Below are 19,894 nucleotides of genomic sequence, written 5' to 3'. Positions count from 1 at the left end.
AGCCTGCTCGCGAATGCGGTGTACCAGTCACTGCACACATAGACTGGCAGGACGCCTTCGCGAGCAGGCTCGCTCCCACATTGAATACAGCGCCTGCAAATGGAACCGGGCTTAACCGCTTCCACACAGGTACAATGCCCACCCCTTTTTTGTTACGGCCCCGTCATGACTGACCCGATTCGCCTCTCCAAACGCCTCATCGAACTGGTCGGTTGCTCCCGCCGGGAGGCCGAGCTGTTCATCGAGGGCGGCTGGGTCACCGTGGACGGCGAAGTCATCGATGAGCCGCAATTCAAGGTCGGCGAGCAAAAGGTCGAGCTCGACAAGGACGCCAAGGCCACCGCGCCGGAGCCGGTGACCATCCTGCTCAACGCGCCCGCCGGCATGGATGTCGACAGCGCCATGCAAACGCTCAGCGCGGAAACCCTCAGCGAAGAGCATCGCTACGGCAAGCGTCCGTTGCGCGGGCATTTCCTGCGCCTGACCGCCAGCGCCGACCTGCAGCCCAAGGCCAGCGGCCTGCTGGTGTTCACCCAGGACTGGAAAATCCTGCGCAAGCTCACCGCCGACGCGGCGAAGATCGAGCAGGAATACATCGTCGAAGTCGAAGGTGAGATGGCTGCCCACGGCCTCAACCGTTTGCAGCATGGCCTGACCCACAAGGGCAAGGAGCTGCCGCCAGTCAAGGCCAGCTGGCAGAACGAAAACCGTCTGCGCTTCGCCATGAAAAACCCGCAGCCGGGAATCATCGCGCAGTTGTGCGAAGCGGTCGGCCTGAAGGTCATCGGCATCCGCCGCATCCGCATCGGCGGCGTGTCGATCGGCAAGGTCCCGCTCGGCCAGTGGCGCTACCTGTCCGGCAAAGAGAAGTTCTAGAACCTTCACTGCCGCCACACATTTCGGCAGTGCTTACGAGCGCTGCCCACAACGCATCAGGAATACCGACATGGTTCATAACGACGTACTGCGCAGCGTGCGCTACATGCTCGACATCAGCGACAAGAAAGTTGTCGAAATCATCAAACTGGGCGGCATGGACGTCACGCTCGCCGATGTCATCACCTGGCTCGACAAGAAAGAAGAAGACGAAGAAGGCTTCGTACGCTGCCCGGACGAAGTCATCGCGCACTTCCTCGACGGTCTGGTGATCTTCAAGCGCGGCAAGGACGAAAGCCGTCCGCCGCAGCCAATCGAAGTGCCGGTGACCAACAACATCATCCTGAAAAAACTGCGTGTGGCCTTCGAACTGAAAGAAGACGACATGCACGCGATCCTCAAAGCCGCCGAGTTTCCGGTATCCAAACCCGAACTGAGCGCGCTGTTCCGCAAGGTCGGCCACACCAACTACCGTCCGTGTGGCGACCAGTTGCTGCGTAACTTCCTCAAGGGCCTGACCCTGCGCGTCCGCCCTGCCTGATGCCCTTGTGCGGTGGCGATCGATAGTCGCCGCCGCAACGCATGACCGTTCATTCCCTGCAAAAATAATGGCTCCGCTTTTCGCGGCTGACGACTAGGGTGTACTGATCCCTAATCTTCAGGATTCGCCATGCATCCCTACTTTTCCCTGCAAGGCCGCACCGCTCTGGTGACTGGCGGTACTCGTGGTATTGGCAAGATGATCGCCAAGGCGTTCGTCGAGGCCGGCGCCCATGTCTACGTGTGCTCGCGCGACGTCGAAGCCTGCCAGCAAACCGCCGAAGAACTCGGCGCCATGGGCACTTGCCACGGCGTGGCGGCGAATCTGGCGACCGAAGAAGGCGTGCGGGAACTGGCCGCGCGTCTGGGTGAGCAGATCACTCATCTGGACATTCTGGTGAACAACGCCGGCACCACGTGGGGCGCGCCGCTGGAGAGTTATCCGGTCAAGGGCTGGGAGAAAGTCATGCAGCTCAACGTGACGTCGGTGTTCAGTTGCATCCAGCAGTTTCTGCCGTTGCTGCGCAAGGGTGGTTCGGCGGCAAATCCGGCGCGGATCATCAATATCGGTTCGGTGGCGGGGATTTCATCGTTTGGCGAGCAGGCGTATGCCTATGGGCCGAGCAAAGCGGCACTGCATCAGTTATCGCGCATTCTGGCGCGGGAACTGGTGAGCCAGCACATCAACGTCAACGTGATTGCGCCGGGACGATTTCCGAGCAAGATGACCCAGCATATTGGTAATGATGAGCAGGCGTTGGCTGAGGACACCGCGCTGATTCCGATGAAGCGTTGGGGGCGTGAGGAAGAGATGGCGGCTTTGGCGATCAGTCTGGCGAGTACGGCTGGGGCTTATATGACCGGGAATATTATTCCTCTTGATGGCGGATTCAGTCTGTAGATCGGCGGCGCGGCCTTCGCGAGCAAGCTCGCTCCCACAGGGATCTTGTGCACGCCATAGATCCAATGTGGGAGCGAGCTTGCTCGCGAATAGGCCAGCCCTGCCACCACCAGACTTGAGACGGGACGGGTTATCATGCCCCCCCTGCCCCGCTTCGAATGCAAACCATGACTTACAGCGTCTCCCCCATCGGCTTCGTGCGCTCCTGCTTCAAGGAGAAGTTCGCCATCCCCCGCCAGCCGCAACTGGCACCGGCCGCCCGTGGCGTGCTGGAACTGGTCGCGCCGTTCGATCAGGGTGACGCCGTGCAGGGGCTGGAGCAGGTCAGTCATGTTTGGCTGTTGTTTCTGTTCCACCAAGCCCTGGAAGACAAACCGCGCCTGAAAGTGCGCCCGCCACGCCTGGGCGGCAATAAGTCGATGGGCGTGTTCGCCACCCGCGCCACGCACCGCCCCAATGGCATCGGCCAGTCGGTGGTGAAGCTGGACAAAGTCGAAGGTAATCGGCTGTTTATCTCCGGGATCGATCTGCTCGACGGCACGCCGGTGCTGGATATCAAACCCTATGTGCCGTATGCCGACATCATCCCCGGGGCGACCAATGACATCGCCAGCGCCGCGCCGCATCTGATCGACGTGCAGTGGGCGGATTCGGCTTTGAAACAGGCGCACGCCCACGCTCAGCGCCTCGATGAGCCGTTGGTTGAGCTGATCGAGCAGTGCCTGGCGCAGGATCCGCGCCCGGCGTATCAGACACCGGCACCGGAACGTGAATATGGTGCACAGTTCTGGGATCTGGACGTGCGCTGGCATTACCCGACGCCCGAACAGATCCGCGTGCTGGAAGTCATCCCGGCCAAGGCATAAAACCCGCAAACGAAAAAGCCCGCGCTGCCTTCTCAGGCAACGCGGGCTTTTACTGTCACACCCAAAAACCAACTGTGGGAGCGAGCCTGCTCGCGAAGGCGTCGTGTCAGTCAACATCAATCTTAATGACAGACTGCTTTCGCGAGCGGGCTCGCTCCCACAGGTATCGCAGGTTATTTTTCGACGAACGCACGCTCGATCAGGTAATCACCCGGCTCGCGCATCCGCGCCGAGATCTTCAGGCCGAAGCTGTCGAGCACTTCGCTGGTCTCGTCGAGCATGCTCGGGCTGCCGCAGATCATCGCGCGGTCGTCCTGCGGGTTGATCGGTGGCAGGCCGATGTCGCTGAACAGCTTGCCGCTGCGCATCAGGTCAGTCAGGCGGCCCTGATTCTCGAACGGCTCGCGGGTCACGGTCGGGTAGTAGATCAACTTGTCACGCAGCGCTTCGCCGAAGAACTCGTTCTGCGGCAGGTGCTCGGTGATGAATTCGCGGTAAGCGACTTCGTTGACGTAACGCACACCGTGAACCAGGATCACTTTTTCGAAGCGCTCGTAGGTTTCCGGGTCCTGAATGACGCTCATGAACGGCGCCAGACCGGTGCCGGTGCTCAGCAGGTACAAGTGCTTGCCCGGGTTCAGGTCATCGAGAACCAGGGTGCCGGTAGGCTTCTTCGAGATGATGATCTCGTCGCCTTCCTTCAAGTGCTGCAGCTGGGAGGTCAGCGGACCGTCCTGCACTTTGATGCTGAAGAATTCGAGATGCTCTTCCCAGTTCGGGCTGGCGATCGAGTAAGCGCGCATAAGCGGGCGGCCGTTGGGCTGTTGCAGGCCGATCATCACGAACTGACCGTTCTCGAAGCGCAGGCCCGGATCGCGGGTGCACTTGAAGCTGAACAGAGTGTCGTTCCAGTGATGAACACTGAGGACACGCTCGTGGTTCATGTTGCTCATGTACGTTTGACTCCTGGAAATTGGTCTGCGCGGCTCAATGAGGCTCAACGTGCGCAATTGCATCGCATTCTAATAGCGACGACAATATCTGTTAACTGGATTATTAAGATAAGGGTTATCGGTTATATCGATATGCGATTTACTCTCCGTCAACTGCAAGTCTTCGTCGCCGTCGCCCAGCAGGAAAGCGTATCCCGTGCTGCGGGTCTGCTCAACCTCTCGCAATCGGCGGCCAGCACTTCGATCACCGAGCTTGAGCGCCAGTCCAGCTGCCAGCTGTTCGACCGCGCCGGCAAACGCCTGAGCCTCAACGCCCTCGGCAAACAACTGTTGCCGCAAGCGGTGGCCCTGCTCGACCAGGCCAAGGAAATCGAAGACCTGCTCAATGGCAAATCCGGTTTCGGCTCTCTATCAGTGGGGGCGACGCTGACCATTGGCAACTATCTGGCCACCCTGCTGATTGGCAGCTTCATGCAGCGCCACCCCGAAAGTCAGGTCAAGCTGCACGTGCAGAACACTGCCAATATCGTGCAGCAGGTCGCCCACTACGAAATTGATCTGGGTCTAATCGAAGGCGATTGCAGCCACCCGGACATCGAAGTGCAGAGTTGGGTCGAGGATGAGCTGGTGGTGTTTTGTGCGCCGCAGCATCCGTTGGCCAAACGCGGCAGTGCGACAATGGAAGAGCTGACCCATGAGGCATGGATTCTGCGGGAACAGGGTTCCGGCACGCGGCTGACCTTCGACCAGGCCATGCGTCACCATCGCAGCGCGCTGAATATTCGCCTGGAGCTGGAACACACCGAGGCGATCAAACGCGCGGTGGAATCAGGCTTGGGAATTGGCTGCATTTCGCGGTTGGCGCTGCGCGATGCCTTCCGGCGCGGCAGTCTGGTGCCGGTGGAGACGCCGGATCTGGATCTGGCCCGGCAGTTCTATTTCATCTGGCACAAACAGAAATACCAGACCTCGGCAATGCGCGAGTTTCTCGAGCTGTGCCGCGCTTTTACCGCCGGGGTGCAGCGCAGCGACGAGATCGTCTTGCCGACCATCGCTTAAAGCAGAATCACCGCCCACACCAGTCCGATCATGCTAAGCGCCACGAACTGCGCGGCGCTGCCCATGTCCTTGGCGTTTTTCGATAGCGGGTGCAATTCCAGCGAGATGCGGTCAATGGCCGCTTCCACCGCCGAATTGAGCAGCTCGACAATCAGCGCCAGCAAGCAAACCGCGATCAACACCGCCTGCTCGACCCGGCTGACATTAAGGAAGAATGTCAGCGGAATCAGCACCACGTTGAGCAGCACCAATTGGCGGAATGCCGCTTCGCCAGTGAAGGCGGCGCGCAGGCCATCGAGCGAATAGCCGGACGCGTTGAGGATACGTTTCAGGCCGGTCTGGCCCTTGAAAGGTGACATAAGAAAGAAACCAGCCAAAAAGGTGTGGGGAAGCTAGATCAACGAAAGTCAAAAAAGCGTGAAACCGCCAGCCATCACTGGCTCGGAATTGACTCAAGTTGTTGCAGCAGTAAAGCCGCTTGCGTGCGAGTACGCACGTTCAATTTGCGAAAGATCGCGGTGACGTGGGCCTTGATGGTCGCTTCCGACACGCTCAGCTCATAAGCGATCTGCTTGTTCAGCAGACCTTCGCAGACCATGGTCAGCACCCGGAACTGTTGCGGCGTCAGGCTGGCGAGGCCATCGCTGGCAGCTTTCGCCTCATCCGACACGCTCACCGCTTCGAACGCTTGCGGCGGCCAGAACACGTCGCCATCGAGCACCTTGCGCACCGCTTCCTGAATTACGCTCAGATCGCTGGACTTGGGAATGAAACCACTGGCGCCGAACTCGCGGGACTTGACCATCACCGAAGCTTCTTCCTGGGCCGAGACCATCACCACCGGAATCTGCGGATACTGCCCGCGCAGCAGCACCAGTCCGGAAAAACCGTAGGCGCCGGGCATGTTCAGATCCAGCAGGACCAGATCCCAGTCAGCCTTTTCGGTCAGGCGGGCTTCCAGTTCGGCGATGCTCGCCACTTCCACCAGCCGCACGTTCGGGCCAAGGCCCAGCGTCACCGCTTGGTGCAGGGCGCTGCGAAACAGGGGGTGATCATCGGCAATCAGGATGTCGTATGTGGCCATTTTTCAAATGATCCTGTTTTTGATGGCAGACGCGGTAGATTCCGGTCTGGCCAAAGCAACTCGAGACAACGCTTGGAAGCGCTATCCACAGGGGCACGTTCGACGCCAATCAACAGCAAACACGGCGTCTCAAACCTTGGCCGCACCCTAATCGGCGCCAAGCATGCCCAGCGCAGCCGGGGTGGTCAAGCAAGATGGCCAGCGCTGTCGACAGTATGGGCCACTATCGGGCCAACGCCGGCTGCGGCTTTCGTATATAGGGCAGCAGCTCGGCGTGAGCGGGGGTTGATTCATTCATGTCCAGTTGCTGCTTGGCACCGAGGTAATGCTGGCTGAACACATCGAAATAGGCGTCCAGCGCCGAAGCGGCATCGCTGTCACCGGCCAGCTCCAGGCACAACGCCGCAACTTCAGCGGTGCACAGGTGCTCGCTGCGGGTCGAACGGCGCAAGCGATAGCGCGAGAGTTTGTCGGGCAGCAGGCTGAGGATCGGCAAGCGGTCGAAATACGGACTCTTGCGAAAGATCTTGCGCGCCTCGGTCCAGGTCGCATCCAGCAGTATGAACAGCGGGCGCTTGCTGCAATCGACTGTCACCGTGTTGGTCACCCGCGACGGTTCGACATACTCACCCGGAAACACCAGATACGGCTGCCATTGCGGATCGTTGAGCAGTGCAAGCATCTGCGGGTCGGGCTCGGTGCGTGACCAGATGAACGCATGGTTGTCGCGCACCACATCGGCAATCAGCCAACCGGTGTTGCTTGGCTTGAACACTTCCTTGCCGGTCATGATCAGGCACACGCCGGAACGGGTGTCGACGCTTGGCCGCCACGCGCACAGGCAATGACTGATGATGACCCGGCAATCGCGGCAACGCTCGGAGCGAAAGCCGCGCGCCTGAATCGGCTTGATACCTTCGTCCTCGCGTTGATCGCGCAGGCGGGCCACGGCGTTGGGGGCATGGTTCATCGCAGGCAACACCGGCAGACAGGGAAACTCGACACGAACGACACTCGGCAGGGCAATAAAGGCCGGCAGTTTACCAGAGCGACGGCCACAAGCCTGTACCGTCCAGACCGGCTCACCTATAATTCGCCGCCACTGAACGCACCGCCCCGTGACGGGTCGAACCACCAGTCACCGAATCAGGAGAGTTTCATGCTGCGCCTTATCGTTCCCACCGCTGCCATTCTGCTGGCGTCGTCCTTTACCGCTCAGGCTGCGTCCCTGAGTGAGCAGAATCTGAACCGAGAGCTGCGCAACGTCGCCGCCCAAAGCAGCGTCGGCACGCCACGGGCGATCAATGAAGACATTCTTGATCAAGGCTACACCGTCGAAGGCACACAGCTGATCAACCATCTGAGCGTGCAAAAGAGCCACGCCGACAAGATGCGCGCCGATCCCAAGGCTGTGTATTTCCAGTTGGGCGCGTCGGTGTGCAACAACCCGTCGTACCGCAAGCTGATGGCCAAGGGCGCGATCATGCGTTACGACTTCACCGAAGTGAAAACCAACAAAGCGATCGGCTCGGCCAGTTACCAGGAATCCGATTGCCCGAAAGCCGCGCCAGCGAAGAAGAAGTAATCAGCGCGAAGCCTTGGCGCGCCGCTGTTCATCCTCGGCGCGCAGTTCCGCCACTAGCGCCTGCAGATAGCGCGAGCGACGCTCGCCGCCGGCCAATCGTCGGCAGCACTCTTCTTCGAGACTCAATTGATGCGTCTCGGCCGACTCCTGCAACATTCGATACAGCTGCGTATCGATCTCCAGAACCACTCTGACCATGCATCCCGCCTCCTTGCCACCCACGAATCCTTGAATTGCTTTGCCTTGCGCAAGCGCAAGGTTGTCTTGCGACGTCTGTATTTGAGTAAATCAGAGTGATGGCCCTTTGCGATACGTTCAGACGAGCGGCGAGGCTTTGGCGCAAATCAGTAAGCGGTTGCCGGACAAAACGTTACAGCGCACTGTTCAAGTCAGCGCGAATGCGTGCGAGGGTCTAGATTGAGAGTATTCCCGATCATTCGTTAACGGCAGAAATGGAACTGCCGGCCCTGTGTGTTTTTGCAGTGCGACCCGGACGCTGGTTGTCCGGGCTACCCGCTCTGTACAGAAGGAGACGTTGAATGCCTTATCAACCGAATGACCTCTTGAGCCGTCATTTTCAGGAAAGCGGCGACCTCATCAGCCAGGTCGAAGCCCAACTCAACCGTGTTTCCACCAACAGCCCGAACATCCCCATCTACCGCGACATGATCCTGACCGTGCTGCGCATGGCTCAGGAAGACCACAACCGCTGGAACGCCAAGATCACCCTGCAAGCCCTGCGTGAACTGGAGCAGGCGTTCCGCGTGCTCGAACAATTCAAGGGCCGGCGCAAAGTCACCGTGTTCGGCTCGGCACGTACGCCAGTGGAACATCCGCTATACGCGATGGCCCGCGAACTCGGCGCAGCGCTGACGCGTGCAGAGATGATGGTCATCACTGGCGCCGGCGGCGGCATCATGGCCGCCGCCCACGAAGGAGCCGGTCGAGATCACAGCTTGGGTTTCAACATCACCCTGCCCTTCGAACAACATGCCAACCCCACCGTCGACGGCACCGACAATCTGTTGCCATTCCACTTTTTCTTCACCCGAAAACTGTTCTTCGTCAAAGAGGCAGACGCGCTGGTACTGTGCCCGGGCGGGTTTGGCACCCTTGATGAAGCGCTGGAAGTGCTGACACTGATTCAGACCGGCAAAAGCCCATTGGTGCCGGTGGTGTTGCTGGATGTTCCGGGCGGTACCTTCTGGCAAGGTGCGCTGGACTTCATCCGCAATCAGCTGGAAGAAAACCGCTATATCCTGCCGACCGATATGAAGCTGATGCGACTGGTTTACAGCGTTGAGGACGCGGTGGACGAGATCAATCAGTTCTATAGCAACTTCCACTCCAGCCGCTGGCTCAAGCGGCAATTTGTAATTCGCATGAACCACAAGCTCAGCGACCAGGCACTGACGCAGATGCAGGAAGAGTTCACCGACCTGTGCCTGAGCGACGAGTTTCATCAACATGCCTACAGCGGCGAAGAACACGACGATGCGCAGTTCAGCCATCTGGTGCGGCTGGCGTTTGCCTTCAATGGCCGCACCCATGGTCGTCTGAGGGAGTTGGTGGACTTTATCAATCTGCCGGAAAACTGGGCCGATTCAAAACCGCCCACTGCACAACGCTCACGCGAGCCTTTCAACGTGATTTGAAGGCAAAAAAAAGGCCCGCTATTTTCTAAACAATAGCGGGCCTTTTTTGTCGAATCGGTCTAATCGTCCATCCCTCGACCGCTGAACAAGCGGTTGATCATCTCCATCGAGAACCCCCGATACGCCAGAAACCGGCCTTGCCTGGCCCGCTCTTTCGCATCAATCGGTAAATGCCCGGAGAACTTGCGTTGCCACGTATCCTGAAGCTGCGCCTGCCAATTGATACCGCTTTCGCGCAGGGCGACTTCAATATCGGTACGCTGCAAACCCCGCTGGCTGAGCTCCTCGCGAATTCGCAGAGGGCCATAGCCGGAACGGGCGCGGTAGGAAACAAAACTTTCAAGGTAGCGGGCTTCGGAAAGCAGCCCCTCTTCCGTCAAACGGTCGAGGGCTGTTTCGATCAGCTCCGCCTCGGCGCCGCGCTGACGCAGCTTACGCGTCAACTCGACTCGACCATGCTCGCGACGTGCGAGCAGGTCCATGGCGGTTCGCCGCACCGCGACGAGGGTATCCAGTACGGCGGTGGTCATCGCTGGTATCAGAGGTCAGCGTCGGCCAGGTCGTCTTCGGTCTCTTTGACCGCCGAGGCCTTGGAGTCCGCGATCACAGCTGGCGACAGCAGCTTGTCACGCAGCTGCTTCTCGAGCTTCGCGGCAATTTCCGGGTTGTCCGCCAGGAACTTGGCCGAGTTGGCCTTGCCCTGACCGATCTTGGTGCCTTCGTAGGCGTACCAGGCGCCGGACTTCTCGACGAAACCGTGCAGCACACCCAGGTCGATCATCTCGCCGTTGAGGTAGATGCCTTTGCCGTAAAGAATCTGGAACTCGGCCTGACGGAACGGCGAAGCCACCTTGTTCTTCACAACCTTGACGCGAGTTTCGCTGCCGACCACTTCGTCGCCTTCCTTCACCGCGCCAGTACGGCGGATGTCGAGACGAACCGAAGCGTAGAACTTCAGCGCGTTACCACCGGTGGTGGTTTCCGGGCTACCGAACATCACACCGATCTTCATACGGATCTGGTTGATGAAGATGACCAGGCAGTTGGCGTTCTTGATGTTACCGGTGATTTTACGCAGCGCCTGAGACATCAGACGTGCTTGCAGGCCGACGTGCATGTCGCCCATTTCACCTTCGATTTCAGCCTTCGGTACCAGTGCCGCCACGGAGTCGACGATGATCACGTCAACGGCGTTGGAGCGCACCAGCATGTCGGTGATTTCCAGGGCCTGTTCGCCGGTGTCCGGCTGGGAAACCAGCAGGTCGTCGACGTTGACGCCCAGCTTGCCGGCGTACTCTGGATCGAGCGCGTGTTCGGCGTCGACGAATGCGCAGGTCGCGCCGGCTTTCTGCGCCTGGGCGATCACGGACAAGGTCAGTGTGGTTTTACCGGAGGATTCAGGACCGTAGATTTCAACAATACGGCCTTTTGGCAGACCGCCGATGCCGAGTGCGATATCCAGACCCAGAGAGCCAGTAGAGATGGCCGGGATCGCCTGACGGTCCTGATCGCCCATACGCATTACGGCACCCTTGCCGAATTGACGTTCGATCTGACCCAGGGCCGCAGCCAAGGCTTTCTTCTTGTTGTCGTCCATTAAAGTCCTCACGTAATCAATAAGGCCTGACGGCCAACACCTGTATAAGTAGCCAGTATTATTCCACAGCGTTCGAAGATCGCCTACCCCTGATTTTCGATTTCTCGTGCCGCTAGTCGCACAAGCCCCTCTAGCGCGGCCTTCACCGTTTGTCGGCGGACTTCATCACGGTTGCCGGGGAAGTGCTGAACCTCACTGTAAACCTCGTCGCCAACACCCCAGGCCAGCCATACCGTGCCGACTGGCTTGTTCGGTGTGCCACCGTCGGGGCCGGCGACACCGCTGACCGCCACGGCAAAATGCGCCAGGCTGTGCTGCTGCGCACCGCGCACCATGGCCTCGACCACTTCGCGACTGACCGCCCCTACCGTCTCGAACAAATCGCCCGGCACATCCAGCTGCCGGGTCTTCTGCCGATTGGAATACGTCACGTACCCCGCTTCAAACCAGGCCGAACTGCCCGGAATCCGCGTAATCGCTTCGGCAATCCCGCCACCTGTGCAGGACTCGGCGGTAGTGACATGGGCATTGAGCACTTGCAGACGTCGGCCCAGTTCTGCGGCCAGTTGGGTGGTCTCTTTCACGGCGAGCTCCGGATCGTGTGGAATGCCTTCACCGTACACGAGCCGGCCATGCTTTCAATACACAGAATCATTCAAGATGTTCGGGCGCCAGCGCTCTGACATAGGCCTGACAGGCCTGCAACGCAATCAATCCACGGTCGCCGGTGTCAGTGATGGCGATAATTCGTTGAGCATGCGCCGGGTCAAGTCGGGCGCGTACGGCTGCAGAATCCACGCCGCCGGTGCCGGCGGCGGCTGGCAACGCACCGTCGTGGGCAACGTCGCCGGCGTCGAGAAGGACTGACAGCCGCACATCGGCAGTAGCAAGGCGATCGCGCAGGCGATCCTGATCACGTTGGGCATCGCTCAGCGCTCGGTAATGGGTTTGTTCACTCGCCGCGAGCCGTTGCTCCAGTGCCAGGCGTTTGTCCTGCTCGGCCTGTTGTGCGCTCGCGGCGGTCAGAGTGAGTTGATTTTGCGTTTCGGCGTTTAACCGCGCTTGGTCGGCCAATTGCCGCCCGTAACGCCAGTCCTGAAACTGCCACGCCGCGGCGAAAGCCCCCGCCACCAGCAACAACAGGCCAATCACCCGCCAGGAGCCGGACATAGCACCGCCCTCGCCCGCGCCCAAATCTCGAGGCGATCCTGCAAGCCGTTCAACCCGCCGTTGATCCGCCGGGTGATGGTGTTGAACTGGTCCGCGTCGGCCAGCTCATTCAAGCCCTTCTGCGCCCAGAACCACGCCGCCGATTCGGCGGCCCACTGCGGTTGTTCGAGCAGTTCGGGCAACGACAACAGACGCTCATCACCAAACAAGCCGAGACTGCACTGACGATAATTTGCCCGGCCGGTGATCTGAATCAGTCCACGCCCGCGATACTTTTGCCCGTCGCCGTCGGCTTCCGGAGTATTGCCCAGACGCAGCGCCAGCGTGCCGGTGTCGTATTTGCTCAGGTACTGGTTGTTGCCCAGTTCGCGCACGTAGCGCAATTGGCCCGACTCGTGACCGACCTGTGCCAGAAAAGCCGCGATACGTTTTGGCGTATCGATGCGCTGCCTGGCCATCGCGGTGTTGAGCGGCGAAACAAAAACGCCCGCTTGGGAGCGGGCGTTGGGCATGATGTCGGTAAGGTGTTTTTCAGTTAATTGCATGATGCTTGATCCTCCCTGGATGTTGTCCCGATTGAATCACGGCTGGCGGCTGATGCTTGCCAGCCATTTATTTGCCAGAGTTTTCAGGGGATTGTTCAGAGCAGTTTCAAATGAATCGTTTGCCGGCATTACCTTGCCGCCAGATAAAAGCCAGTCTTGATAGTCAAGCCAGTCGCGATTGGCTGGATCTTGCGGGATATAAGCTGCATCGCTCAGCCTTAGTACGCCGCATGTAGTCAATTGATAACTCATTGTTTGCTCCTAGAGCTCGGCATCCGCTGTCCATTCAATCTGCAGTATCTGTCCCGGAATACTGTCGACCGGTGTCATTGTGCCAAACGCAAAACTTCGCTCGGTCACACTTTGCACGAATGATCCGTTACATGCCTTCACAAGTGAAAAATTCCAGACTTCACCGCTGGCCTCGCCGGGACAATACATCTTGATCGTAGGCTGAACGCGCTTCTGAACCAGCATGGTTACTGCCATTCCGGATTGGGGTGATTTCGCCGCAGCGGCTTGGGTGAACGTGGCGATACAGGTACTTGGGCCGTTGTTTGCCCGGATAGGCAAGCGGTCTGCGAAAGACTTTTCAAAATAGCGCTGACACAGCATCAGTTCTTCCGCAGCTGGTCGATTTTCGAACGGGGTGGAAACTGGCCCTTCTTCCAACTGAATTCTTGCCAGGCCAACCGTTTGGATCACATTCAGCGGAAGGTCGAAACTCAGCCTCAAACAATCATTTGCACCGAGCATTTTCCCGGCGATCACAGGTACCTGAAAGGTGGCCGTGTACCTGGTCCAAGACGTGGTCAATTGAAAGACCTCGACCGCTTTCATCACCGGCTCCGAGCCACCAGTTCCGAAGTACTGGGTGATGAATACCTTCAGCGGCCGCGCAGCATCGGAGCGCGCCCAAAAGGTCAGGGTGGCGGTTTTGCCGGCCAGGGTTCTGACCGACTCGATATATTGGGAAATTTTGTGTTCAGTGGAACCGACGCCGGCTGTTGTCTGCTGCCAACGCAAAAAACAAGCGGGCTCGCCCGACACTTCGGATTGGCCTGGGGCGAAATCCTGGCGAGAAATATTCACCGCAGCATTGCCGTTCCAGTCACAACGGAAACGATCAGCCACGTAGCCGCCGACATTCGGTGCCTGATTGGTCGTCCCGCGTTGCCAGATATCGAATCCGCCGTTGATCAGCAGATTCCTGCGGTAAACCTGCACAGGAAACTGTTGCATTGGATCTGGTTTGGACAATTGCCGGATCGCTTGAGCCAACTGGTCAGTCTGCTGCTCATCCGGGCTCAACCCCGCTGCGGTAATTGCGCTGAGTATTTCCTGCGTGACACTGTTGCCCCAGCTCGCTGGAATCAGCGAGCCGGGTGTACCGGCGATCGCGTCCTCGTCAACGAACTTGCCGTTGACCAGGCCTGAGCCGGGAACGCTTTTTGGGTAATCCACGTGAGTATTCCTTTAAGGTTCTTTATGCGCTGCGCTTACTGAGCCAGACAACTTAGCTATGAGCTCGCATTGCTTTTTCAAGCCAATCGGGTTCCAGCGGACGCGAGCGACTCTGTGGAAAATCCGGATCATCAGGCCAGTCGCGCAGCGCCTGTCGATAAACCAAAAGTTGTCTGTATTCCTCGGTACGCAGTGTCGTGCCCCCGCCCGTTTCCAATTCTTCAATATCGCGAATCACCAACCATTGAGTCAGCTGCAACTGGTTATCCCGCCACACACGCTCAAGAGAGGCAGCAGTCTGTTCGGCCATCAGGATTCTTTCCGGCAGTCCATCTTTATCAAGAGAAAGAACTGTTCCTTTGGGGGCGTTTGATACCAACGCGCAATACTCGCCTTCGCTTAATTCATACGCGTCCGCCGGTATATTCAGGCCATGCAGTTGCGAATGATAAAAGCCGCTGGTTTGCGGAGAAAAATAATACATATTTAATACCCCACGCCGATGATACGCGCGGAAATCGAAACATTAGGGTAATCAGGGCATCGCACATTGATGCCTACTTGTCGACTTACCGAGGACACCGAATTCCAAGTCAGAAATGTTGCCGTCGAAGTTCCCTCATGGGTGGCGACTGCGAGAAATAATGCATTGGGAAATGCTAATGGCCACAAGTTCAGCTCACCGTTGTTATTGTTAGCGGCCTGACTGGCACTACCGTTGATCCATTGGATGATCAGACCGCCCATCCAGGACGGAAACACCAAATACCCAGAGGGGCCGAGTCTCACCATGAACCCGAGTCGGAGTTTCTTGGGAGTGACCATGACCGAATCACTGACGCCAGAATTGACCTCTGCTTGAGAAGCGACTTTTGCTGTACCGGTTATCGTCTCGGTTGCTTGCAAGACTTTCTTGCCAATGGCCTGAAAGACTCGCAATGGAGTCATCAGTTTGGTCGAATTTGTACCCGTTTCCGCGTCTTCCTGAGTCGCCAGGCTTTCGCTTTGTTTCCTAGAAATCAGGGTATTTACAGCAGTCTTGAGCTGAGTGTTATCACTTTCGTCGGCGGTCGCCCCGGTGCTTGTTATGACTTCCAGGATTTCTTGCGTAACGCCATTGCCCCAACTAGCCGGGATTAATGAACCCGGAACTCCGGTGAGTGGGTTTTCATCCGCAAACTTTCCATTTACCAAGCCCGCACCGGGCACACTTTTTGGATAATCCATTGCACATCTCTTTGTGAAAAATCATACGGTCAGGCGGGCGAAACCGGCCAATTGATCGCTTCAGGAAAACTGGGCTGTCTGTCGATGCGGTTCAGCTCCACGCTGTAAAGTTTCCATTCGAGCAGTTGCAACTGTTCTTCATGACTCGCATCTCCAATGTCTTCGGCGTATTGCAAGGGGGCTATGCGCAGTACGGCTTCGCCAAGCAGGGCATCGCGTTGCGCAAAAACAACACGCTTCAAATCCGCAAGTCGCGCGACTTCGTCGAGCCGCCAGGCACTATCGGTCCAGGCGTGAAAACCACCTGGCCAAGGCGATTGAGTGAGGCCTACAGGCAGTTCGCCCAGCGCAGTCCAACTTTCCCTTAAACCAGTATCGGTGTGATAAACATCGCCGCGACAATCAACTTGCTGTTGCAACGAACCATTGTCATAAGCCCAGGCATATCCCTGTGAAGCGGGTGCCAGTTCAACGCTCAGCGTCACAGCATTACTCGGTAATTGGACACCGATACCCGGCACCAACGGAAACTCGACAGGTCCAGACAACGCGCCGCTGTCGTCGATCAGATAATTGAACATGTGCACCTCAGATGAGCTTGATACGCGCGGGAAAGGCAATATTTCGAGGACGGGTTTCGCCGGCAAAATTGCCGATATTGCCGATATAGGTATCGGAATCGAACGCAGGATTGGGATAGGTCGTTGCCACGGTTGAGGTCGTCGGAGAAAAATTTACATCAGTGGCTACATTCCATACCGGATCGGGAATTGCAGGTGCAGGGCGGAAAGAAGAACCGGTTCCGGTAGGAAGAAAATGGTTATGGGTTTGCAAGGCATGCCCCTGGAGGCTGCCGATTGCCCGCCCGCTGTCCACGTTCCTGCTTTCACTCAGCACTCGCAAAAACTCACCGCGAATTTCTGGAATACGAAAGTTCGAAGCGCCATCGCCAGTGGTCCAGCCTCCCTCTCTGCCAGCGCGTGAAGCCTCGGTTGTTAACGCGCCGGACGCTTGGGCGAAATCCCACAGCCATGGCCACTCGGTACGCTTGAACAGTTCCCCGTTGGGAATACCGTAGCCACCCGGGTTGAGCAGCATGGTCGTTTCGAAAAACGGCCGACCCAAGGCACTGGTATCAAGTCGCCCCAGCAGCCACCAATTCCCTGCCCCATCACTGCGCAAATGCCACCAATCGCCACTCCCCATCAATACGAAAAACGCATAACCATTCGGCGAGAGGTGGGTATGAAAACGGATCCGGTCAGTACCGGCCGCCTGGATCACCATGCGACTGCCACTATTGTCCACCCGGCGAACGATCACATCGCGCACACCTAGCGCGGCATTGGCGGGCGGCAGCGTCAACGTGACGGCACCGGGACTGCCGTCGATCAGCACGAGCCCGAGTTCTTGTTCGCTGAGCGTTTTGGTGGCCGCTAGCCGGGTAATCACCGAACGCATCGGACTGGCGCCGCCGACAATCGTCTGAATCGCCTTAAACAACTGACCGTTGTCCGCTTCGGAAGCCTCCAGCCCCCCGCCGGTAATCACACTCAGGATTTCCTGAGTCACGCTGTTACCCCACACGGCCGTAATCAACGAGCCCGGCGTCCCCGCAACCGGGTTTTCATCAACAAACCGTCCATCGACCAGGCCTACGCTCGGCACACTCTTCGGATAATCCATCCCTCATCCCTCCCTAGTCATAATTGACATGCACCTTGGTATGCGCCGGCGCGCTGCGGTGGATCAGGCATTCCAGCGCCGAGCCCGGGTTTACGCCGAAGCGCTCCCCCCAATAGCTAGCGCCATAACGCCGGCCCAGCAGCAAGCGGCCGCCGGTGTTGAGCGTCCACATGAACTGCGCTTCCCAGGTGCCCCAGTGCGCCGAACCAAACCGGGCACGGCCCATGCGTGGGGCTTCGTGTTCGGTGATGCTGGCGTTGGGGTAACCCTGGCTTTTGGCGATGTCGAGGTAGTAGCCGACAGCCTGGCTGCCGACCGCGAGCAGGCGGCGGCGGACGGCGAGGCGGCGGTCGTCGAACAGTGGCGTGGTGCCCAGGCACGGGTCGGGCAATTGCATGACGCGTTCCCAGTCGGGCACCAGTTCGCTGACGCCGGCCGGGTCCATTTCGTTGAGCAGGTCGGCGGCGCGCGCATCCAGACGAGCCAGTTCGACGGCGACGCCTTGCAACACTTCTTCGAGTTCCGGCACGCGTTCCGGATCCCATGCCGGGCCACTGGGCAGCAAGGCGCGCAACTGCGCCTGGTATTGCGCGGCGGTTCTTATGCCCCCCATACGCAGCCTCCGAAGGTGAGCAGTTCGCTCTGCCCGGCCGGCACGTCAGCGGCCGGAGCAGTGAGCGTGTGATCGTATTCGCCGCCGGCGCTGCTGATCGCTTCGCGGATATGGCTGATCAGCAGCGGCACGCCGAGATCGGCCTCGCGGTTGTGCAGATCGCGCAACTGCGCTTCAACGGCGGCGCGCACGGCGGTGGTGTCCGGATTGACGCTCTTGAAGCGATACACCACCGGCACCTGAACCGGTCGCTGCACGTGCACTTCCGCAGTCACCGGACGCAGCGGTTCGATGTACTCCTGAACCTCCGCCAACTGCTCATCGTTCGGCACCGGTTGCGGGTCTTCATCACGCATGATGAACACCGTCACCGTGCCCGGCCCGAGCAGGCCGCCCCGGCACCACGCCCGCGTCACACCCGGCACTTCCAGCGCCCAGGTTTCGTAGTCGCTGGCCGCGCCACCATGGGGAATCACGCGGTAGGAACGGATGACCCGCGAGCGCAGCGATTCGAGGCTTTCCCGCGCCACACCGCCGCTGAGGCCCGGCGCCAGCACCACGAAGCTGTTGCCGACAATCCCGGCAATCGGTTGCACCGGGGTCAGCGTCAAACCCGCATCAGCGTTGCCCAGACTGCCGGCCTCCAGCGCCGCAATCGTGGTGCTGTTGCTGCCATTGACCGTGGTGCGCGCGGCGGTGACTTTGTAGGTGCGGCCATCGTTTGCTTGCAGCAGCGTGTCGACGTCGAGCACGGCGCCGGGAGTGGCGGTAAAACTGACGCTGCCGGTAGCCACTTGCGCAGCTTTGCGCGGCTGATTCAGGCGCAACGCGGCGATGCGTTCCAGGGTTGACTCATCGGCTTTGTCGGGCAGGATCTGCTCGGCAATCCAGTCGAGATAACCGTACAGACCATAAGCGGCGCCGCCGAGGGTGCGGGCGAGCACTTGCGCATCGGACTGGCGCAGCGAATCGCCGGCCAGGTCGCTTTGGGTGCGCTTGATCAGCACCGGCAGCGAAGGGGTTTCAAACGGCATAGATCACCTGCCAACTGTTATCGGGGTTGATGTCCAGACGCTCACCGTCGGCCAGGGTCAGGACCGTGCGCAGGTTCAGGCGCTGGGCGTCGAGGCGTTCGCTGATGATGTCGATGGCGCTGCAGTGGCCGTCGTCGAGCAGCCATTGCAGGGCTTCGCGGGCATAAAATTCGGCGTCCATTTGCGTCTGCCGGGTCAGCTTGACCCGGCGCAGCAGCCACAGCCGCGAGCCGATGCGATCGTCGGCAACCGTGGGGAAACTGTCGCCCCACCAGCCGAAGCGCTCTTCGTCATCGAGGGCGTCGTCATCAGCGGCGCGACGCCAGGTGAACAGACTGATGAGCACGGCGCGGGTCAGCGCGGCGTGGAGGTTCTGGCTGATGAACATCACTGGCCTCCTGCCGGCGCGCCGGTCTGACCGTTGCCGGCCTGCACGCCAACATGCACGTGTTTGATCTGGCTGATGCCACCGGCCAGTTGATCACCGGTGGAAACGATCTTGCCGGTCTGGTTTATCACCGGCGTGTCGAAGTTCACCGCGCTGCTGGCGCGGATGTTCAGCGTGGCGGTTTCGATGTCGATGATCCGCCCGCGCTTGAAATGAATTTTGTCGCCCTCGTCGGTGTAGATCGCCACTTCACCGGCAGCGAGCGCTTGCAGGCGATAGCGACGGTCGGCGATGACCAGGGCGATGGCGTGGGAACGGTCGCCGCCGATGAAGGTGACGACCCCTTCGGCTCCCGCCAGCGGATGGCTGGTGAAACCGTAGGGTTCGAAGTGTTCGAGGTCGTCGTTGACTTCACCGGCGGTGAGGCGCATTTGCAGCGATTGCAGCTTGGTTGCCGAATTGGCGAGCACGACAGTGCCGCGCGCCAGCAGGCGTGTCAGTAGGCTCATGGGGTGTCCTTGAAAAGAGTCGCCCGAATGGGATCAGTGTGGGAGCGAGCCTGCTCGCGAACGCGGCGGGTCAGGCGCTGTGATGTTGAGGCTGGCGACGCTTTCGCGTGCAGGCTCGCTCCCACAGGGTTCGGGGTCAGGC

At 59.3% G+C, this 19,894-nt stretch carries 27 protein-coding genes; 7 read left to right on the top strand and 20 right to left on the bottom strand.

Going from position 1 to position 19,894, the window contains the following annotated elements:
* Positions 1–165 precede the first annotated feature (165 nt).
* From QMX86_RS21525 to tsaA, 4 genes are all read left to right on the top strand, one after another.
* A complete protein-coding gene (locus QMX86_RS21525) occupies positions 166–876 on the top strand; it encodes an rRNA pseudouridine synthase (protein WP_282385478.1) in 711 nt (236 codons plus the stop codon).
* A gap of 70 nt (positions 877–946) precedes the next feature.
* Positions 947–1,417 (top strand): DUF1456 family protein, encoded by a 471-nt coding sequence (locus QMX86_RS21520; protein WP_056783315.1) that lies wholly within the window; start codon positions 947–949, stop codon positions 1,415–1,417.
* Positions 1,418–1,546: 129 nt separating this feature from the next.
* The gene (locus QMX86_RS21515) at positions 1,547–2,317 is read left to right on the top strand and encodes an SDR family oxidoreductase (protein ID WP_243241826.1); all 771 of its coding nucleotides are present in this window, start codon (positions 1,547–1,549) and stop codon (positions 2,315–2,317) included.
* 167 nt (positions 2,318–2,484) lie between these two features.
* Positions 2,485–3,183, top strand: coding sequence for a tRNA (N6-threonylcarbamoyladenosine(37)-N6)-methyltransferase TrmO (tsaA, locus tag QMX86_RS21510; protein WP_273526971.1), 699 nt, complete (start codon positions 2,485–2,487; stop codon positions 3,181–3,183).
* 173 nt (positions 3,184–3,356) lie between these two features.
* On the opposite strand, the gene fpr is transcribed toward tsaA, so the two are convergent.
* The gene (gene fpr / locus QMX86_RS21505) at positions 3,357–4,136 is read right to left on the bottom strand and encodes a ferredoxin-NADP reductase (protein ID WP_007908723.1); all 780 of its coding nucleotides are present in this window, start codon (positions 4,134–4,136) and stop codon (positions 3,357–3,359) included.
* Between the two features lie 132 nt (positions 4,137–4,268).
* On the opposite strand from fpr, the gene QMX86_RS21500 reads away from it, so the two are divergent.
* Complete coding sequence (locus QMX86_RS21500; protein WP_024011881.1) at positions 4,269–5,195, top strand: LysR family transcriptional regulator; 927 nt, start codon at positions 4,269–4,271, stop codon at positions 5,193–5,195.
* Here the strand turns inward: QMX86_RS21500 and QMX86_RS21495 are convergent.
* The 3 genes from QMX86_RS21495 to QMX86_RS21485 all read right to left on the bottom strand — a co-directional run bounded on the left by QMX86_RS21495 (position 5,192) and on the right by QMX86_RS21485 (position 7,249).
* Positions 5,192–5,554, bottom strand: a complete 363-nt coding sequence (locus QMX86_RS21495) for a diacylglycerol kinase (protein ID WP_016771411.1) — start codon at positions 5,552–5,554, stop codon at positions 5,192–5,194. The genes QMX86_RS21500 and QMX86_RS21495 overlap by 4 nt on opposite strands.
* Positions 5,555–5,628: 74 nt before the next feature.
* Positions 5,629–6,279, bottom strand: coding sequence for a response regulator transcription factor ErdR (gene erdR / locus QMX86_RS21490; RefSeq protein WP_073475945.1), 651 nt, complete (start codon positions 6,277–6,279; stop codon positions 5,629–5,631).
* A 223-nt stretch (positions 6,280–6,502) separates the two neighbouring features.
* Complete coding sequence (locus QMX86_RS21485; protein WP_282385492.1) at positions 6,503–7,249, bottom strand: tRNA-uridine aminocarboxypropyltransferase; 747 nt, start codon at positions 7,247–7,249, stop codon at positions 6,503–6,505.
* A gap of 189 nt (positions 7,250–7,438) precedes the next feature.
* Between QMX86_RS21485 and QMX86_RS21480 the strand changes: the two genes are divergently transcribed.
* Positions 7,439–7,864, top strand: a complete 426-nt coding sequence (locus QMX86_RS21480) for a PA3611 family quorum-sensing-regulated virulence factor (protein WP_007908738.1) — start codon at positions 7,439–7,441, stop codon at positions 7,862–7,864.
* Here the strand turns inward: QMX86_RS21480 and QMX86_RS21475 are convergent, their stop codons facing one another.
* The gene (locus QMX86_RS21475) at positions 7,865–8,062 is read right to left on the bottom strand and encodes a hypothetical protein (protein WP_016770569.1); all 198 of its coding nucleotides are present in this window, start codon (positions 8,060–8,062) and stop codon (positions 7,865–7,867) included.
* A 341-nt stretch (positions 8,063–8,403) separates the two neighbouring features.
* Between QMX86_RS21475 and QMX86_RS21470 the strand changes: the two genes are divergently transcribed.
* A complete protein-coding gene (locus QMX86_RS21470) occupies positions 8,404–9,519 on the top strand; it encodes a TIGR00730 family Rossman fold protein (protein ID WP_282385495.1) in 1,116 nt (371 codons plus the stop codon).
* Between the two features lie 59 nt (positions 9,520–9,578).
* On the opposite strand, the gene recX is transcribed toward QMX86_RS21470, so the two are convergent.
* The 15 genes from recX to QMX86_RS21395 form a co-directional block, all read right to left on the bottom strand.
* On the bottom strand, positions 9,579–10,049 hold the full coding sequence (recX, locus tag QMX86_RS21465; RefSeq protein WP_056783304.1) for a recombination regulator RecX: 471 nt from the start codon (positions 10,047–10,049) through the stop codon (positions 9,579–9,581).
* Between the two features lie 8 nt (positions 10,050–10,057).
* The gene (gene recA, locus QMX86_RS21460) at positions 10,058–11,116 is read right to left on the bottom strand and encodes a recombinase RecA (RefSeq protein ID WP_024011876.1); all 1,059 of its coding nucleotides are present in this window, start codon (positions 11,114–11,116) and stop codon (positions 10,058–10,060) included.
* Between the two features lie 83 nt (positions 11,117–11,199).
* Positions 11,200–11,700 carry a CinA family protein gene (locus QMX86_RS21455; protein WP_038861108.1) on the bottom strand — a complete coding sequence of 167 codons (501 nt, stop codon included), beginning with the start codon at positions 11,698–11,700 and terminating at the stop codon, positions 11,200–11,202.
* A gap of 67 nt (positions 11,701–11,767) precedes the next feature.
* Positions 11,768–12,286: a lysis system i-spanin subunit Rz gene (locus tag QMX86_RS21450; protein ID WP_282385498.1), complete on the bottom strand. Its 519-nt coding sequence runs from the start codon at positions 12,284–12,286 to the stop codon at positions 11,768–11,770.
* On the bottom strand, positions 12,265–12,831 hold the full coding sequence (locus tag QMX86_RS21445) for a glycoside hydrolase family 19 protein (protein WP_282385500.1): 567 nt from the start codon (positions 12,829–12,831) through the stop codon (positions 12,265–12,267). The genes QMX86_RS21450 and QMX86_RS21445 overlap by 22 nt, the downstream gene beginning before the upstream one ends.
* Positions 12,832–12,867: 36 nt before the next feature.
* Complete coding sequence (locus QMX86_RS21440) at positions 12,868–13,083, bottom strand: hypothetical protein (protein ID WP_282385501.1); 216 nt, start codon at positions 13,081–13,083, stop codon at positions 12,868–12,870.
* A 9-nt stretch (positions 13,084–13,092) separates the two neighbouring features.
* Positions 13,093–14,295 carry a carbohydrate-binding protein CenC gene (locus QMX86_RS21435; RefSeq protein ID WP_282385503.1) on the bottom strand — a complete coding sequence of 401 codons (1,203 nt, stop codon included), beginning with the start codon at positions 14,293–14,295 and terminating at the stop codon, positions 13,093–13,095.
* A 52-nt stretch (positions 14,296–14,347) separates the two neighbouring features.
* Entirely contained in the window at positions 14,348–14,779 is a 432-nt protein-coding gene (locus QMX86_RS21430) for a phage tail assembly chaperone (protein ID WP_076566172.1), read from the bottom strand.
* A 2-nt stretch (positions 14,780–14,781) separates the two neighbouring features.
* Positions 14,782–15,522 carry a hypothetical protein gene (locus tag QMX86_RS21425; protein WP_122691725.1) on the bottom strand — a complete coding sequence of 247 codons (741 nt, stop codon included), beginning with the start codon at positions 15,520–15,522 and terminating at the stop codon, positions 14,782–14,784.
* A 29-nt stretch (positions 15,523–15,551) separates the two neighbouring features.
* Positions 15,552–16,103: a tail fiber assembly protein gene (locus QMX86_RS21420; RefSeq protein WP_258605214.1), complete on the bottom strand. Its 552-nt coding sequence runs from the start codon at positions 16,101–16,103 to the stop codon at positions 15,552–15,554.
* 7 nt (positions 16,104–16,110) lie between these two features.
* Positions 16,111–17,208 (bottom strand): phage tail protein, encoded by a 1,098-nt coding sequence (locus QMX86_RS21415; protein ID WP_282385511.1) that lies wholly within the window; start codon positions 17,206–17,208, stop codon positions 16,111–16,113.
* Positions 17,209–17,221: 13 nt separating this feature from the next.
* On the bottom strand, positions 17,222–17,821 hold the full coding sequence (locus tag QMX86_RS21410; protein ID WP_282385513.1) for a putative phage tail protein: 600 nt from the start codon (positions 17,819–17,821) through the stop codon (positions 17,222–17,224).
* Positions 17,809–18,855, bottom strand: coding sequence for a baseplate J/gp47 family protein (locus QMX86_RS21405; protein ID WP_130901385.1), 1,047 nt, complete (start codon positions 18,853–18,855; stop codon positions 17,809–17,811). The genes QMX86_RS21410 and QMX86_RS21405 overlap by 13 nt, the downstream gene beginning before the upstream one ends.
* Complete coding sequence (locus QMX86_RS21400) at positions 18,845–19,243, bottom strand: phage GP46 family protein (protein ID WP_016771422.1); 399 nt, start codon at positions 19,241–19,243, stop codon at positions 18,845–18,847. The genes QMX86_RS21405 and QMX86_RS21400 overlap by 11 nt, the downstream gene beginning before the upstream one ends.
* Complete coding sequence (locus QMX86_RS21395; RefSeq protein ID WP_056783277.1) at positions 19,243–19,752, bottom strand: phage baseplate assembly protein; 510 nt, start codon at positions 19,750–19,752, stop codon at positions 19,243–19,245. Before QMX86_RS21395 ends, QMX86_RS21400 begins: the two co-directional genes overlap by 1 nt.
* Positions 19,753–19,894 lie beyond the last annotated feature (142 nt).

Source organism: Pseudomonas sp. PS01270 (genome assembly GCF_029959775.1).
GTDB classification, from domain to species: domain Bacteria; phylum Pseudomonadota; class Gammaproteobacteria; order Pseudomonadales; family Pseudomonadaceae; genus Aquipseudomonas; species Aquipseudomonas atacamensis.
The sequence above is the reverse complement of the archived record's forward strand: the minus strand, read 5'-3'. Positions and strand labels throughout refer to the sequence as shown.